Raw genomic sequence first — 14,358 nt, forward strand, 5'->3', positions numbered from 1 at the left:
CTCCTTACTTGTTTTCGGACCCGGGGCTGCCGGGCAGTGAGTCGAAGACCGAGGGGTCTGGTGGCCGGGTGTTCAGCCGGGGTACGTGGAGGCCCCCGTCGACCGGGATGGTCGCGCCGGTGATGAAGCGCGCCTCGTCGCTGGCCAGGAACGCCGCCACCGGGGCGATGTCCTCCTCCGGATCACCCATCCGTCCGCAAGGGATCATCAGCGGAACCGCCTCGAGCAGTGCAGGATTGGCTGACACCATCTCTTCGAAGGCAGCCGATGCGGCGATCGGTGCGATCGCGTTGACCAGGATGTTATGCCTAGCCCACTGGAAACCGGCGGTCCGGGTCAGAGCCTGCACACCGCCCTTGGCGGTGTTGTAGTCGCCATGGACCCAGTTTCCGTTATCGGCGTCGATCGAATAGAAGTTGATGATGCGTCCACCACCGCGAGCTTTCATGACGGGGAACGCCGTCTGCATCCCCCACCACACGCTCCACAGGGCGACTCCGAGCATCTGCTCGAACATCTCGTCGGTCTTGTGCTCCAGCGGAACGTCCGGGGTCAGCGAAATCGCGTTGTTGACAAGGATGTCCAAACCGCCGAAGGAGTCTTGGGCGGCCGCGACAGCATCTTCGATGTCTCCCTTACGGGACACATCGGTCTGCACGAACAAGCCCTCGCCGCCGAGCGCACCTAGGTCCTCGGCGACCCGCTTACCCGCGTCGGCATCGAACTCGGCGAGGACCACCTTGGCGCCCTCGCGGGCGAACCTGCGGGCGATTCCCCGCCCGATGCCCTTACCGGCGCCCGTAACGACGGCAACCTTTCCCTGCAGACGGCTCACCGGCTAGGCCTTGCTCTTGGCGTCGATAACCTCACGGACGCGCGCCCGGAAGTTGGGGTCGTGGGTGTGGCTGAAGTTCACATTGCCGCTCTCACCGTCGAACTCGTGCAGGCCGGTGAGATCCCGCTCCGGGTCGGAGAAGTCCACTGCATAACCGCCTTCGCGGACCGCCACGATCTCCCACCAGTTGCCGTCGGGGTCGGTGAAGTAGAACGACGTGTCCCCGTGCATGTGTCGTGGCTCGGTGATGGTCTTGAGGCCCCACTCGTCCTTGAGCTCGAGCAGCCTCTTGTGGGCCGCGTACACCTCTTCCTCGCTGCCCACGTCGAGGCCATTGTGGGCCAGCATCGTCATGGAGCTCTCCTTGCCGGTCTCCACCACCGCGTAGGCGTGGTTGGTGTTGAGCCGGATCATCATCGAGCGGGCGCTCGGTTGGATCACCTCGAGCCCGAGGACCTCTTCGTAGAAGCGGCGTGACCTGGCGATGTCGACTACCTCTAAGGTGCCGTGACCGAGCCGTTGGACCTTCAGCACAGGCTCGCCGGTGAACTTGTCTGTGATTCCGGGCATTACAGGTTCCTTCCTACTCCTGGCCGAGTTGTTCGGGCCGGTCACACGCCGGCTTGCAGTGCCTGCATCGCCGCGGCCATCTGGGCCGAATCCATGTATTCGTCGATCCGCCGGATCCGACCGCCCGAGAGGGAAATGCGCTGAATCGCCGGAATGGCCGCCACTTCGCCGTTCGGCAGCGTCACCCGCACGACGTGTCGCTGAACGCAGGTGTCATCCGTGAAGTCTCGCCCGACGATGTGGAATTCGGCCCGCATGGCCGCCAGCCCCGCAAGTGCAGCAAGGGCTTCGCTTTTCGGTTGTTCTTGCTGGGTGTAGTTGTGCCAGACCACTGCGTCGTCGGTGAACAGTGCTTCGCAGGTCGTGTGGTCCCCGGTTGCCAGCGCGGTGAAGAACTTGTCCACCGTGGCCTGCACGTCGTTGTGTTTGTCGGCCATGATTCTCGCTTTCTGTGATCAGGGCTGTTACGGCCACACCTTCGGGGTGAAGATCGCCCGTGCGATTCGTTCCGAAATTCGCCAGCCCTCGGGCGTTTTGGTGTACTTGTCGTGGAACTCTATGACGCGCCCGTTGTCGGTGGCGTAGACGACCGGCTCACCATGTTCCGACGGCGGTCCGTGGTAGACCATCGAGCAGACGACGGCCTGGGCCGAGTCCGGACGTACGTTCGTGAAGTGGAAATTGGTGAGTAGGTGCCGCGTGGTCGCCTTTGGCCGTTCTCGCATGCCCTGGCGTAGCTCGTCGTGGCCGTGGTGGACGTTGCCGGCGCGGTCGAAGACTGCGTCGGGGGTGAACAACCCGATCATCGATTCGAAATCACCGTTGTCCATGTAGTAGGCGAAATCGTTGTTGAGGCGAACCAGCTCCCACTCGGTCGTCATCGTCTCGGTAGAAGTCATGTGCTCTTGAGAGCCTGACTCAGATCAGGGCCGACGGAGGGACGGGTTCCTCGACGAGCAGAGCGCCGACGATCTGGTAGATCTCCGGGCTCGCCGCGACGTGCTGTGCCGCGGTGCGGATATCGCGGAAGCGTCGCTGCAGTGAGGAGCTGCTGTACATGGCGTTGCTGCCGGCCAGGCCGAAGGCCTCGTTGACGATTTCCACGCACTCGGTGTGGGCCCGCGCCACCATCGCGCGCTGGCGCACCGCGGCCATCGTCGTGATCGGTTCACCCGCGACCGCGGCGTCCCACATCAACTGGGTTTCCTTCTCTGCGAGCGCACGCACAGCCGCCAGACGGACGTCGAGCAGACCCAGTCGGAACTGGAAGACGGTGTCCTCGGCCAGTCGCATGCCGGGGTTGAATGCCGGCCGTTTGGTCTTGGCGAGCTTGCGCACGTCATCCAGCGCACCCTGGGCGATGCCGAGCACCACCGCGACATGGGTCGGCCCGAGCGCCAAGCGGGTCGGTAGCCGGAACATCGGCGTGTCCACACCGGAAGCCCCGAAGAACTCACCGGTGTGGTGCTCGGGCACGAACACGTCCTTGAGAACGAAGTCGTTGCTGTTGGTCGCCCGTAGCCCCACTGAGTCCCAGGTATCCAGGAACTGGGCCTGCGCGGTCGGCACCATGGCGAGTTTCATCTCGGGGACGCCCATGTCGGTCATCCGAGGCTGGCCGTTGTCCAGGACGATGCAGTTTCCCATCACCCACTGGTGCTCGTAGCTGCCGCTGGCCAGCGGCCATTGGCCGTTGACGATATAACCGCCCTCGGTCGCGACGGCGACGCCCTTCGGGGCAAAAGCCCCGCGTGCCATAGTGTTTGGCCCGTCGGGATAGATCTCGTTGTCGAGCACCTCTTTGGAGAGGCGGGCGAATACCGGTGCGAAGTCGGCGCCGATCATCACGGTCCATCCCGTGGAGGCGTCCGCCCGCGACACCTCCTCGATCACGGCCATGGCCTCGGGCAGGCTCATCTCCTCCCCGCCGTATTGACGCGGGACGAACATGCGGAAGGCACCGGCATCGGCGAGCCGCTTGAGCAGGTCGGCGGGCACCACCTTGGCCTTCTCGATCTCGTCGGCCCGCTCGGCGATTTCCGGGGTCAGCGCCCGGACGGCTTCGAGCACGGTGGTCGTATCCGCCGCAACGGTTGTCATGCAGTACCTCCAGGTTGGCAAGGTCCACCCCGGCGACCACCAGCGCAGCCGCGGACATTGTTGAATAAATATGTTGGGTTGAACACTAACCGTAGTATGTGTCCCGGATCACCGCGCAGTCAAGTAGCAAGTGCTACGGACCGATGACTGTAGTGCCAGTATCCCGCAGCACGTGGCATACTGGAACAAGTTGGTCATAGAAGACATAATCTTGACATTTTGTCTCAACCAATGCTCTCGGCCTCAGCGGTCGGAGCCCATCATGGAGGGGCCGTAACCATGGCAGAAAACGAGCAAACCTTGATGATCACCGTCGACCGGTCCAAGTGCTGCGGCTATACGCTTTGTGCCGCTGAGGCGGCTGACGTGTACTCGATCGACGACGAGGGCTTCGCCGTCGCACCCGCGAGCGTGCCGGCCGAACTCGAGGATCAAGCCCGCCGTGGCGCGGCGGCATGCCCTGACAGCGCAATCATTCTCAGCCGAAAGAACGCCTCCGGCGAGGACACGGACGGCGCTTGAGAGCGGTGGGCGTGCAGAACTTGCAACGTGACCCAACGCCCGGCAGCACAGACTTGCCGGCGCTCGCCGCGACGGTGGTCGTCACTCGAACGTCCTGTCACGGGTCGCCTCCCCCGAGTCGTTCACTGTAGTCGCGAGGCGGATCAGACACCTTAGATTATTCGTACGCACTTCGTCTCATATGTCTTGTTTGCGTAGTGGCGAGGGTGTTAGCCTCAGCGACACGTCGCGCACCTCTGACCATCCGCAACTCGCTCAGCGCGGTTTGCTTCTGACAGGCCGACCGCGCTAACACCGGTCAAATGGTCGAGATGGGCGTTTGAAAGCGGTCAGGATCTCTAACCAAGGACATCGGACATGACCACGACACGCGAGCCGGACCAGACGCTAGCCGAGTTCGACGAACATCTCGACGAACTACACCTACGCGGTCAGTGGCAGTACGACGCCCAGTTGGTGCAACTGACCGACGGCCCGCTGCCTGCGGGCGTGCCCTTCCTGTGGCAACGCGGTCTGGCCGAGCGTGCACTGGAAGAGATGTGCGCGGTCAGGCCCAACGACACCGCTCGGCGCAACTTCACCTTCATCAACCCCGGCCCCGGGGTCGACGGGACCACCCCCACCCTTGCCATGGGTATGCAGATCACCTTGCCTGGCGAAATCGCCTGGGCGCATCGCCATTCGATCAACGCACTGCGGTTCGTCGTGGATGGCAGCGCCAACCTGTACACCGCTGTCGACGGCGAGCGGCTCGCCATGGAGGACGGCGATCTCATCATCACCCCGGCCTATACCTGGCACGACCACCACAACGACAGCGACAAACGCGGCATCTGGATCGACATTCTCGACGTGCCGGTGATGGGCTATCTGCGGCAAATCTTTTTCGAGCCCTACGGGAGTAGTACACAGCCGCTGCGCGAAACCCGCGCCGACTTCATCAGCAGCCGTTCATCGCCGGTTCGGCCGGCCTGGGAGCACCGCGAAAGCGCCCGTGTCCCATTCCGCTACGCGTGGAGCGACGTCCGGGCGGCGCTGCGGGACTTCGCGGGCTGCGAGGGCAGCCCGTTTGACGGGGTGATACTTCATTACGCGCATCCGATCACCGGCGGGCCGACCCTGCCGACCATCGACTGTTTCGCCCAGCTGCTGCGTCCAGGTCTGCAAACGCAGCGGCACCGGCACACCTCTAGTGCGGTGTACTACGTGGTTGAGGGCGACGGCACTACCTTGGTGGGAGACCACCGGCTCGACTGGTCTGCAGGCGATTCGTTCGTAATCCCGAATTGGATGTGGCATCAACACATCAACCACTCGCCAAGCACCGAAGCGGTGTTGTTCTCCGCGACCGACGCCCCATTGCTGGCCTCGCTGGGGATGTACCGGGAGGAGCCGCATGACTCGTTTGGAACACGCCCGTATCCGGCCGTGCCGGCAGACCTAGTGCGGGGACATATGACGAAATGATCCTCACCCGAGCCGATATCCGTGGTGTGGTGGGCATCGTTCCCACCCCGGCCACCAGCGACGCGGGCAGCTGGCGCGCCGAGAATACAGTGAACACATCCGAGACCGAGACCATGATTGAAGAGGTGATCGGTGCCGGCATTGAGTTCGTAATGTCGACAGGGACTTTCGGCGAATGCGCGTCGCTCACCCATGACGAGTGGCTCACGTTCACCACGTGCATCGCCAAGGTCATCCGCGGTCGTGTGCCGTTTTTCGCCGGCGTCACGACGTTGAACACCCGCGACACGATTTCCCGCGGGCGTCAGGCCATCCAAGCCGGTGCCGACGGGCTTTTTGTCGGGCGCCCGATGTGGCTGCCCCTCGACGAGGAAGCAATCGTCCGGTTCTATGGCGACCTGACCGAAGCGTTGCCTGGCGTACCGATCGTCGTTTACGACAACCCCGCCGCGTTCAAAGGCAAGATCAGCGTCCAGGCCTACCAGAAATTGGCCGATCTGCCGGAGATCGTAGCGACCAAACACGCAGGCGGGCCGACGCTGGAACGCGACATTGAAGCTGTCGGCGACAGGGTTGCCGTACTCCCCCTCGACAGCGACTGGTACGCCGCCGCCAAGCGCTTCCCTGAACTGGCCACCGCGTGCTGGTCGGGCAACGTTGCTTGCGCCCCTTCACCATTGGCGGCACTCTCTCGTGCGGTTCTGTCGCGGGACTGGGACGCGGCGGCTGCGCTCTCCGAGAAGGTCAACTGGGCGCTGGCGCCGCAGTTTGGTGGCGATATGTCGCGCTTCATGGATTACAGTATTCCGGTGGGGCGGGCGCGTTTTCGTGCCGCAGGGTTGATTGATCCGGGACCCGGCCGACCGCCCTATACCGATGCGCCGGCCGATATGATCGCCGGTGGCGAAGAAACGGGCCGACGCTGGGCGCAGCTGGAACGCGAGTACCGCGACAAACGGTAGGCGGTTAGGTGTCGGCGTGGTGGATCGCCATCACCACTGCCTTCGGCTCGGTGAAGAACTCCCGGCTGAAAGTGCCTCCCTCCCGGCCGATTCCGGAATCGCCAACACCGCCGAAGGGTGCCCGCAGATCACGGATGAAAAAGCAGTTGACCCACACTGTGCCGGCCCGAAGGGCGGCGGCCGCCCGGTGGGCCCGAGATAGGTTCTCGGTGAACAACATCGCGTTGAGCCCGTAGGGTGTGTCGTTCGCCGCGGTGATGGCTTCGGCCTCACTGTCGAAGGGCGCCACCACGACAACGGGACCGAAGATTTCCTCGCGGCACAGCCGGGCGCCCGGCGGTAGGTCGGTGACTACCGTCGGCCGGATGGTCCACCCGTCGCCCACACCACCTGTGCGCATCGTTCCACCCTCGGCGCCGATTTCGTCGACATAGGAGCGCACCTTCTTCCAATGCGCTTCGGAGGCCAGCGGCCCGATCTGGGTTCCCGCCAATTTTGGGTCGCCCAACCTCAGCGATTCCGCGGCGGCGACGAACTTAGCCAAGAAGTCGTGGTAGACCTCTCGCTGCACGAACAGTCGGCTGCCGGCCAGGCAGACCTGCCCTGCATTTGAGAACACCGCGCGGATAGACCAATTCACTGCCGTATCGAGGTCGGCGTCCGCGAAGACCAGGTTGGCGCCCTTGCCGCCAAGTTCGAGACTCACCGGGGTCAGGTGCGCCGCTCCGGCAGCGGCGATGACCTTGCCGGTTGAAGACTCGCCGGTGAAGGTGATGCGGTCGACGCGGTTGTCCGCTGTCAGCGCGGCGCCTACCGAGGCGGGACCGTACCCGTGGACGACGTTGAGCACTCCGGGTGGCATGCCGGCGCGCAATGCCAGCCGGGCCAGAATCGTCGCCGATGCCGGCGTGTCCTCGGCGGGCTTGAGCACAACGGTGTTACCCCATGCCAGCGCGGGAGCGATCTTCCACGTCTCGAGCATCAATGGAAAGTTCCACGGCGCGATCGCGGCCACGACGCCGGCGGGCTCGAACCGGGTGTAGGCATGGTGCCCGCTGTCCATCGGCAAGACATCGCCGGTGGACAACCGGGCATGGTCGGCGAAGAAGCGGAAGTTCTGCGCCGACCTTGGAACGTCATTGCCCCTGCTGTCGCTAAGCGGCTTGCCCATGTCGGTGGTATCAGCAAGCGCGAGTTCGTCCGCATTTTCGATGATCAGATCGGCCAGCCGGTGCAGAATGGCGCCCCGCTCGGCGTACCCCATGCGTGGCCAGGGGCCATCGTCGAACGCGCGCCGGGCCGCGCCCACCGCTCGATCAACCTCATCTTTGCCACCCAGCGCCACTTGTGCCCACGGTTGCCGGGTCCAGGGATCGATGGTGTCGAAGCGTGCGCCGCTGGACGACTCCGTTTCCTCCCCGTCGATCACATGGCGGATCACGTCCATCATCAACCCTTTCGGCGTTCAGCGATCGTGACATCGCCGGCCGCCCAATGCGTAGCGGGCACCTCCCGGAGCACGACTCGGATACTGTCCCGCGCAGCACCGACGGCCGTCTCCACCGCGTCGGTCAGCCCCGTGATCAACGCACGTAACTGCTCGGGCGTGCGACCTTCCACCAACGTCACCTCGACTAGCGGCACGATTCCTGCCCTCCGTCCACGACGACCGAACCGAGATGGGTGAAGTGCGCGGCGACCTGTGCTCCGGGCGGCACGCTCACCGCGTCGGTCATGCCCCCGGTCAGCACGATCCAGCCCGGCTCGATCGCCAACCCGCGTTCGGCAAGAACATTCGCCGCCAACGCCAGCGCTTCTGCCGGATGACCTTGCACCGCTGCGCCGGTGGCGCGATCCACCACCCGACCGTCGACTTCGAGACGGCAGGCTTCGGCCGCCAGGTCTAACGAGTCCGGCCGCATGCCCACCGAACCCAATTCGAACAGCCCCGAGGACGCGTTATCGGCTACCACATCCGGGAGGGTGAACCGGAAATCGCGGTAGCGCGAATCGATGATCTCGATGCCGGAGTAGACCTGCCCGACCGCGCCCAGCGCTAGGGACGCTGTCATAGCAGGCCCGGCAAGCCGTTCCGCCATGACGAACACGATCTCCGGTTCGGCACGAGGGTGAATCAGCGATTCGCGTGGCAACGGCGCACCCGCCGGGAGCACCATCGCATCGGTCAGCCATGCCACCAGTGGAGAGCTGATGCCCATGCGCAATTGTTTTGCACGAGAAGTTAATCCGAGTTTGACGCCGATGAGTCGCTCACCGCGTTCCAGACGCCGGCGCAGCGCCTCATCCTGGATGCGGTAGGCGGTGGCCAGGTCGAGACCAGCCCACTGGTCACTGAGCGGATCACGCTCGGTCTGGGTGCTTTCCGCCTCGAGGAGTTCGGTCGCCGCCCGCTGAATGTCCCATCCGCCGCCGGTGCGGTCGCGGCTCACCGACTCTGTCCCGACTGACTCGGCACGACGCTCACCGAACCGTTCTGGCCATCACGGCGCAGCTGGGGTTGTGACACGGTGCGCTGGGTCGGGCCCAGCCACATGTCGATCGAACCGTCCTCGGACAGGTTGAACGTGCGCGGCCGCCACGCAGCGTCATCTTCGATCCGCTGCACACCAAAGGAGTACTCGTAGGTCAGATTCTCGGGTCCCACGAAGTAGACGAAGATCGCCGTCGAGGTCGGATGCCTGCCGGGACCGTGCAGGATGTGAACATCGTTTCGCTGCAGGAACCGCCAATTGCGCATCACATCGTCGAGGGTGTTCACCTGGAAGTTGATGTGGCAGAGGCCGGGACCGGCATCGTTTCGGAACACCGCCAGCTTGTGGTGAACCGGATCGATGCGCATCAAGCAAGCCGCATCGCCGATCCAGTCGGATACCTTGGCATTGAAGAGTGTCGACCAGAATGCGTATGCGGCCCGCACATCGGGAGCATCCAGACAGAGGTGCCCGAACTCGCAGATCCCGGCGGCTGGACGCCCGAACTGGAGCGGCCGCGCCAGGGTGCTCTGGTCGGTCGCCAGTTCCACGTGGTTGCCGAACGGATCGTCGAAGGCGATAAACGCCCGCACGTGTCGTTGTCGCGCCTCGTCGGCCGATCCCCGCCACACCGTGCATCCGTAACTCGTCAGTTCGGCTTCAGCGGCTTCGAGCGCTGCGTCGTCTTTCACCGTAAACGCCGAGGCATGCACGCCGGCCTGTGAGCTCTCGACCAGCGCCAGGCAGTGATGGCGATGATCGGCTCGCAGATAGGTCACCCCAGGTGCCCGTGCGACAGGGTCTAGACCCACGATGTCGACGGCGAATCGCTCGGCGCGTTCCAAGTCGGTGACCCCGGACCGGACATAGGCGATGTCTTGGAGTTCGATCATCTCCGAGGCCCCACTTTCTCGATGCCGCCCGACGTGGTAGTCAGCACTAGCCAGTGTTTAGTTTACTCTATAAATATTTATATCTCTGAACTATAGTGGCAGCGGCCACAGCGTCAAGCGCCGCATAGAGACCATCGGCCGCCGACCGAGACCCTCGGTGGCACAACGATGCAGCGTCGTCGCTGGCGGCTTGCTTCACCCAACGAAAACTTCATAACCAAGTTCTGCCGCGCCGGCTCAGTAGAGTCGTGTCGCGATACAGCGGCAAGCACCCCAGGAGGTGACGGGAGACCCATGCGCTCTTCACTGGCTGAGAACACCAAGGCAGTTTCGGCACTGCTGGACCGCGACTGGCGCATGCTCATCGGCGGCAATGCGGCAGTGGCCAACGACGGTGCGACGATGGAAATCACGACACCGCATGACGGCACGACCATCGCCCACGTCCCGTCTGCAGGCGAAGCCGACGTCAAAGCCGCGGTGTCGTCTGCAGCCCAGGCATTCGCGCACTGGCGCGACACCACGCTTCTCGAGCGGGCGGAGATGATTCGGGCCTTCGCCGCGCGTCTGCGCTCGCGCGCCGAAGACTTCGGATTGCTCGACGCCATCGACACCGGCAACCCGGTGACCGCCATGGTGGGCGACGTGATGATGGCGGCACGTTGGCTCGACTATCACGCCGGGGTCGCGTTCAGCCTCACCGGTGCCACGCTGCCTTCGATGACCCGCAGCTGGCTGCTGACCCGCAAGGAACCCTACGGCGTCGTGGGACGGATCATTCCCTACAACCATCCGATACTTTTCGCGGCCGCGAAAGTGGGCGCACCGCTGGTCACCGGCAACACACTGGTTCTCAAAGTACCCGACCAGGCACCGCTGTCGTCGCTGTTGATGGCCGAGATCGTCCTCGAGTCGTTTCCGCCCGGGGTGGTCAACATCCTGTCGGGCCCGGGCGCAGTGACAGGCGATGCGCTGGTACGGCACCCCGCCGTCAAGCGGATCGCGCTCATCGGCAGCGTCGAGACCGGCCAGAAGGTTATGGTGTCGGCCGCGTCGGCGGGAATCAAGCATGTCACGCTGGAACTCGGCGGCAAGAACGCGATGATCGTATGCCCGGACGCCGACCCCGACGCCGTCGTCGAGGGCGCTGCATTCGGGATGAATTGCCATTGGAGCCAAGGGCAGTCGTGCGGATCGACCACACGGCTCTTCGTCCACGACTCGCTACATGATCAGGTCGTCGCCGGTCTGACCGATCGGCTGAAGTCCATCCGCATCGGCCATCCGCTCGACCCGAATACCGAGATGGGATGCCTGGTCTCACAAGCCCAGTACGACAAAGTGATGGGTTACATCGAATCAGCTCACACCGAGGGCGCGCGACTGGTGACGGGCGGCCGCAGGCCGGAGGGTGAGGGCTTCACGAAAGGTTTCTATATCGAACCGACGATATTCGCCGATGTCGACATGTCGATGCGGATCGCACGTGAGGAGATCTTTGGGCCGGTACTGTCGGTTATCCGTTGGACCGACCTGAACACCGTCGTCGAGCAGGCCAACGAACTCCCGTTCGGGCTGACCGGGGCGGTGTGGAGCAACGACATCACCACCGCGATATCGGTGGCCGATCGGCTGGATACCGGCTACGTCTGGATCAACGGGTCAGGCAGTCATTTCCTGGGAGCGCCGTTCGGCGGGCACAAGAACAGCGGAATCGGCACAGAGGAAGGTGTTGACGAGTTGGAGAGCTACCTGCAGTCGAAGACGGTCAACATCCCGCTGCATTGACGCCGCCTGACAATCGGAAGGCGTTGTGGCACAGTATTTATGGCGCCTATCGTCACTCAAACCTACTGCTTTGTGTTCTGTACTGTACACAGGGAGAAATACCCGATCCGCCCTGGAGGCCAGCTGATGCCGCGAGCTCCTCGCACGCCGCCTTCTATCACCGAGCAGATCGCGCAGGCGGCCGATCGCGAGGGCCCTGGTTTCGACACCACGGTATTGGCTTTGACGCTGACCATGTTTCGTGCCGCAACGGCCTTTGAACGCGCTCACGCCGCAGAGCTGCTGCCGCATGGGCTCAATACCAGCCAGTTGAACATACTGACCGTCTTGGACCGCTCGCCCGAGCCTCTGACAATGGGCGCGCTCGGAGAGGCGGTGTCCGTGCGGCCGGCCAACCTGACCGGGGTGGTCGATGCCCTGGCCAGGCGTCACTTTGTCGAACGGATCTCGAATCCAGATGACCGTCGATCGTTCCTGATTCGGATCAGCACCCAGGGTCGCGTCTTCCTGCGCAAGTTCCTGCCGGGACACTGGACATATCTACATCGGCTGATGGAAGACCTGACCCCGAGGCAACAGCGTCAACTGCAGTCGCTCCTCGAGCGTTTCCTCGAGTCGATCGAGAACAATGCCCCTTCGCCCGGTGCGAATCAGCTTCTTTCGCGCCGTCACAGTCAGCCCAACCGACGTAAGGAGCGGGTTCCGTCATGACGTTTGCCGGACCGCTCCGGGCACAGCGCTTAGTCGACGTGCACACCCACGGCCTGCCGCGCGACTTGCCGAGCTTCGGACGACGATTCGGCGGTTCATGGCCCGAGCTGGTCGAGACCGGCCCATGCACGGCGGACATCCTCCTGGGTGGCCGGCATTTCCGGTCGATCACGGATCACTGTTGGGACCCGGCCCGGCGCCTCGAGGACATGGACGCCGATGGTGTTTCTATGCAGGTGATCTCGCCCATTCCCATCACCGTCTCCTACGGGTTGGACGCCGACGGCGTGGCCGACCTCTCGCGAGTCCAGAACGAGTGGATCGCCGGTGTGGCGCGTGATCACCCGTCTCGATTCGCCGGACTTGGCACCGTGCCGTTGCAGGATCCTGCGCGGGCAGCCCAGATGGTGGTCGACATCGTCGGGGACCTCAAGCTGTCCGGTGTGGAGGTCGGGTCGAATGTCGGCGGGCGCAATCTCGATGACCCCGAACTCGACCCTTTTTTCGCCGCCTGCGCGGAAACGGGTGCGCTCATCTTCGTGCACCCATGGAACGTGCTTGGTGCCGATCGGCTCAAGAAACACGGACTGGCGCATTCGATCGGTATGGGAGCTGAAACCGCGGCCGCGGCGGCGTCGTTGGTGATGGGCGGCGTCCTCGACCGTTATCCACACCTCAAGATCCTGCTCGCGCACGGCGGTGGAGCGTTCCTGGCACTGCTGCCGCGGATCGACCGCATCTGGGAGTGTGTTCCGGATGCGGCCGGTACCAGCGGCCGGCCATCCTCGTATGCCGATCGTTTCTATTACGACTCGCTTGTGTTCGATCCCGCCGCCGTGACCGCACTGATTGCACGCATCGGTGCTGACCGTGTTGCCGTCGGCACCGACTACCCGTTTGTCATCGCCGAACGACCGGCGGGTGCGGCGCTCTTCGCAGCTGATCTGCCAGCGTCAGTTACCGAGTCGGTTACTTCAGAAACTGCCGTCACGATGTTGGGGTTGAACTTGGCCTGATTCCCTCATACCCGCGCTGAGGTCAGCGTCGACGGGGCGAAGACCTCCTCGTAGCCGAGCAGGTGGTCGGTGAATCCTTGCTGATGGGCGTAGTTCAACAGCGCTTGAAGGGTGAGCGCATTATCGGCCACTCCATATCGGAAGGGATCGCCGAGCACGGCGGCTTCCTCTTCTGCGTAGGCGGACTCCCATATCAGGCTGCTCGTGCACACCGCGGTATCCAGCAGATCGCGCTGGACGGGTCTGCGGGCCGCCTCGAACGCTTCAACCAGATTGTTGGCGAGCCAGGGGTGAGCGGCGACGAGTGCCGACCTGACCACGACAACGTGCATGATCGGGATGATCGCGGTTGCTTGGAAATACGCGCTTTCTGCGCTGCGAAAATCCGCCCACAGCCGTTTGATACGTGGGTCACCCTGCAAGAAAGCCCGAGGAGCTCGGGCCGTGATCAATCCGTCGAGGTCACCCCGCAACAGTTGGGCGCTCAACGTGTCGTCGTCGTCGATACGGCTCACCCGGAAGTCCTCCGGAGGGATGACGGGCGCCTTGTCCTGTCGCCCGGCCTCCTCCAAACCTCCTGTCCGCCAGTCAATCGACGTCAAGTCAACGCCGTAGTGTTCGCCGAGGATGCCGCGCATCCACAGTGAAGCGGTCATGCTCCACTCCGGGGTACCGACCCTCCTGTTCACCAGATCCGCAGGTTCTGACACGACCGCGTCTGCGTTGACGTAGACCGAAGCATGCCGGAAGGCCCGGGACGGAAAGATCGGAAGGGCGACAAAAGCCCTGTCGGGGTTCTTTAGGGTCGCCAGATACGCACCCATCGAATACTCAGCGACGTCGAATTCGGAATACTTCCCCTGACGCCAGAACAAGTCTTCGATAGATGTGTGCAAGTACCGCAGGCGCACACCTTCGGGCTGTACCTCTCCGCTGTAGAGGCGCAGGGTCCGGTCGTACAACTCCCCACCGTAGGTCAATTCGAGCCGTTGCGGCATGTTC

The 14,358-nt window shown here is 63.7% G+C and carries 16 protein-coding genes; 6 read left to right on the forward strand and 10 right to left on the reverse strand.

Annotation, left to right across the window (positions count from 1 at the left end):
* Nucleotides 1-4: 4 nt before the first annotated feature.
* From KXD96_RS27160 to KXD96_RS27180, 5 genes are read right to left on the reverse strand one after another with little or no spacing between them, the layout of a single operon-like run.
* The gene (locus KXD96_RS27160; RefSeq protein WP_225601119.1) at nucleotides 5-835 is read right to left on the reverse strand and encodes an SDR family NAD(P)-dependent oxidoreductase; all 831 of its coding nucleotides are present in this window, start codon (nucleotides 833-835) and stop codon (nucleotides 5-7) included.
* A gap of 3 nt (nucleotides 836-838) precedes the next feature.
* Nucleotides 839-1,405 (reverse strand): VOC family protein, encoded by a 567-nt coding sequence (locus tag KXD96_RS27165; RefSeq protein ID WP_085242927.1) that lies wholly within the window; start codon nucleotides 1,403-1,405, stop codon nucleotides 839-841.
* Nucleotides 1,406-1,446: 41 nt separating this feature from the next.
* Nucleotides 1,447-1,821, reverse strand: coding sequence for a nuclear transport factor 2 family protein (locus tag KXD96_RS27170; RefSeq protein WP_260741986.1), 375 nt, complete (start codon nucleotides 1,819-1,821; stop codon nucleotides 1,447-1,449).
* 48 nt (nucleotides 1,822-1,869) lie between these two features.
* Complete coding sequence (locus tag KXD96_RS27175) at nucleotides 1,870-2,304, reverse strand: nuclear transport factor 2 family protein (RefSeq protein ID WP_085242929.1); 435 nt, start codon at nucleotides 2,302-2,304, stop codon at nucleotides 1,870-1,872.
* A 19-nt stretch (nucleotides 2,305-2,323) separates the two neighbouring features.
* Nucleotides 2,324-3,505 (reverse strand): acyl-CoA dehydrogenase family protein, encoded by a 1,182-nt coding sequence (locus KXD96_RS27180; protein ID WP_085242930.1) that lies wholly within the window; start codon nucleotides 3,503-3,505, stop codon nucleotides 2,324-2,326.
* A 279-nt stretch (nucleotides 3,506-3,784) separates the two neighbouring features.
* Between KXD96_RS27180 and KXD96_RS27185 the strand changes: the two genes are divergently transcribed.
* The 3 genes from KXD96_RS27185 (at nucleotide 3,785) to KXD96_RS27195 (ending at nucleotide 6,456) form a co-directional block, all read left to right on the forward strand.
* Nucleotides 3,785-4,027: a ferredoxin gene (locus KXD96_RS27185; RefSeq protein WP_225601121.1), complete on the forward strand. Its 243-nt coding sequence runs from the start codon at nucleotides 3,785-3,787 to the stop codon at nucleotides 4,025-4,027.
* A gap of 357 nt (nucleotides 4,028-4,384) precedes the next feature.
* A complete protein-coding gene (locus KXD96_RS27190) occupies nucleotides 4,385-5,494 on the forward strand; it encodes a cupin domain-containing protein (RefSeq protein ID WP_260741988.1) in 1,110 nt (369 codons plus the stop codon).
* Complete coding sequence (locus tag KXD96_RS27195; protein WP_225601122.1) at nucleotides 5,491-6,456, forward strand: dihydrodipicolinate synthase family protein; 966 nt, start codon at nucleotides 5,491-5,493, stop codon at nucleotides 6,454-6,456. Before KXD96_RS27190 ends, KXD96_RS27195 begins: the two co-directional genes overlap by 4 nt.
* Before the next feature lie 4 nt (nucleotides 6,457-6,460).
* Here the strand turns inward: KXD96_RS27195 and KXD96_RS27200 are convergent, their stop codons facing one another.
* From KXD96_RS27200 to KXD96_RS27215, 4 genes are read right to left on the reverse strand one after another with little or no spacing between them, the layout of a single operon-like run.
* Entirely contained in the window at nucleotides 6,461-7,906 is a 1,446-nt protein-coding gene (locus KXD96_RS27200; RefSeq protein WP_225601123.1) for an aldehyde dehydrogenase, read from the reverse strand.
* Nucleotides 7,906-8,100: a 2-hydroxymuconate tautomerase gene (locus KXD96_RS27205; protein ID WP_260741991.1), complete on the reverse strand. Its 195-nt coding sequence runs from the start codon at nucleotides 8,098-8,100 to the stop codon at nucleotides 7,906-7,908. Before KXD96_RS27205 ends, KXD96_RS27200 begins: the two co-directional genes overlap by 1 nt.
* Entirely contained in the window at nucleotides 8,091-8,906 is an 816-nt protein-coding gene (locus KXD96_RS27210; RefSeq protein ID WP_225601124.1) for a 2-keto-4-pentenoate hydratase, read from the reverse strand. The genes KXD96_RS27205 and KXD96_RS27210 overlap by 10 nt, the downstream gene beginning before the upstream one ends.
* The gene (locus tag KXD96_RS27215) at nucleotides 8,903-9,793 is read right to left on the reverse strand and encodes a VOC family protein (protein WP_260741992.1); all 891 of its coding nucleotides are present in this window, start codon (nucleotides 9,791-9,793) and stop codon (nucleotides 8,903-8,905) included. The genes KXD96_RS27210 and KXD96_RS27215 overlap by 4 nt, the downstream gene beginning before the upstream one ends.
* Before the next feature lie 342 nt (nucleotides 9,794-10,135).
* Here KXD96_RS27215 and KXD96_RS27220 point away from each other — a divergent pair, with 342 nt between their 5' ends.
* From KXD96_RS27220 to KXD96_RS27230, 3 genes are read left to right on the forward strand one after another with little or no spacing between them, the layout of a single operon-like run.
* Nucleotides 10,136-11,629, forward strand: a complete 1,494-nt coding sequence (locus KXD96_RS27220) for an aldehyde dehydrogenase family protein (RefSeq protein WP_225601126.1) — start codon at nucleotides 10,136-10,138, stop codon at nucleotides 11,627-11,629.
* A gap of 39 nt (nucleotides 11,630-11,668) precedes the next feature.
* Nucleotides 11,669-12,340 carry a MarR family winged helix-turn-helix transcriptional regulator gene (locus tag KXD96_RS27225; RefSeq protein ID WP_225601127.1) on the forward strand — a complete coding sequence of 224 codons (672 nt, stop codon included), beginning with the start codon at nucleotides 11,669-11,671 and terminating at the stop codon, nucleotides 12,338-12,340.
* The gene (locus tag KXD96_RS27230) at nucleotides 12,337-13,356 is read left to right on the forward strand and encodes an amidohydrolase family protein (RefSeq protein ID WP_225601128.1); all 1,020 of its coding nucleotides are present in this window, start codon (nucleotides 12,337-12,339) and stop codon (nucleotides 13,354-13,356) included. Before KXD96_RS27225 ends, KXD96_RS27230 begins: the two co-directional genes overlap by 4 nt.
* 5 nt (nucleotides 13,357-13,361) lie before the next feature.
* Here KXD96_RS27230 and KXD96_RS27235 read toward each other — a convergent pair whose 3' ends face one another.
* A complete protein-coding gene (locus tag KXD96_RS27235; RefSeq protein WP_225601129.1) occupies nucleotides 13,362-14,354 on the reverse strand; it encodes a 4,5-dihydroxyphthalate decarboxylase in 993 nt (330 codons plus the stop codon).
* Between the last annotated feature and the right edge of the window lie 4 nt (nucleotides 14,355-14,358).

The organism is Mycobacterium sp. SMC-2, assembly GCF_025263485.1.
GTDB lineage: Bacteria > Actinomycetota > Actinomycetes > Mycobacteriales > Mycobacteriaceae > Mycobacterium.

Coding starts and splice junctions, on each gene's coding strand:
- KXD96_RS27220 (WP_225601126.1), top strand. CDS start 10,136: ATGCGCTCTTCACTGGCTGAGAACACCAAGGCAGTTTCGGCACTGCTG.
- KXD96_RS27190 (WP_260741988.1), top strand. CDS start 4,385: ATGACCACGACACGCGAGCCGGACCAGACGCTAGCCGAGTTCGACGAA.
- KXD96_RS27165 (WP_085242927.1), bottom strand. CDS start 1,405: ATGCCCGGAATCACAGACAAGTTCACCGGCGAGCCTGTGCTGAAGGTC.
- KXD96_RS27185 (WP_225601121.1), top strand. CDS start 3,785: ATGGCAGAAAACGAGCAAACCTTGATGATCACCGTCGACCGGTCCAAG.
- KXD96_RS27180 (WP_085242930.1), bottom strand. CDS start 3,505: ATGACAACCGTTGCGGCGGATACGACCACCGTGCTCGAAGCCGTCCGG.
- KXD96_RS27200 (WP_225601123.1), bottom strand. CDS start 7,906: ATGATGGACGTGATCCGCCATGTGATCGACGGGGAGGAAACGGAGTCG.
- KXD96_RS27225 (WP_225601127.1), top strand. CDS start 11,669: ATGGCGCCTATCGTCACTCAAACCTACTGCTTTGTGTTCTGTACTGTA.
- KXD96_RS27195 (WP_225601122.1), top strand. CDS start 5,491: ATGATCCTCACCCGAGCCGATATCCGTGGTGTGGTGGGCATCGTTCCC.
- KXD96_RS27175 (WP_085242929.1), bottom strand. CDS start 2,304: ATGACTTCTACCGAGACGATGACGACCGAGTGGGAGCTGGTTCGCCTC.
- KXD96_RS27235 (WP_225601129.1), bottom strand. CDS start 14,354: ATGCCGCAACGGCTCGAATTGACCTACGGTGGGGAGTTGTACGACCGG.
- KXD96_RS27230 (WP_225601128.1), top strand. CDS start 12,337: ATGACGTTTGCCGGACCGCTCCGGGCACAGCGCTTAGTCGACGTGCAC.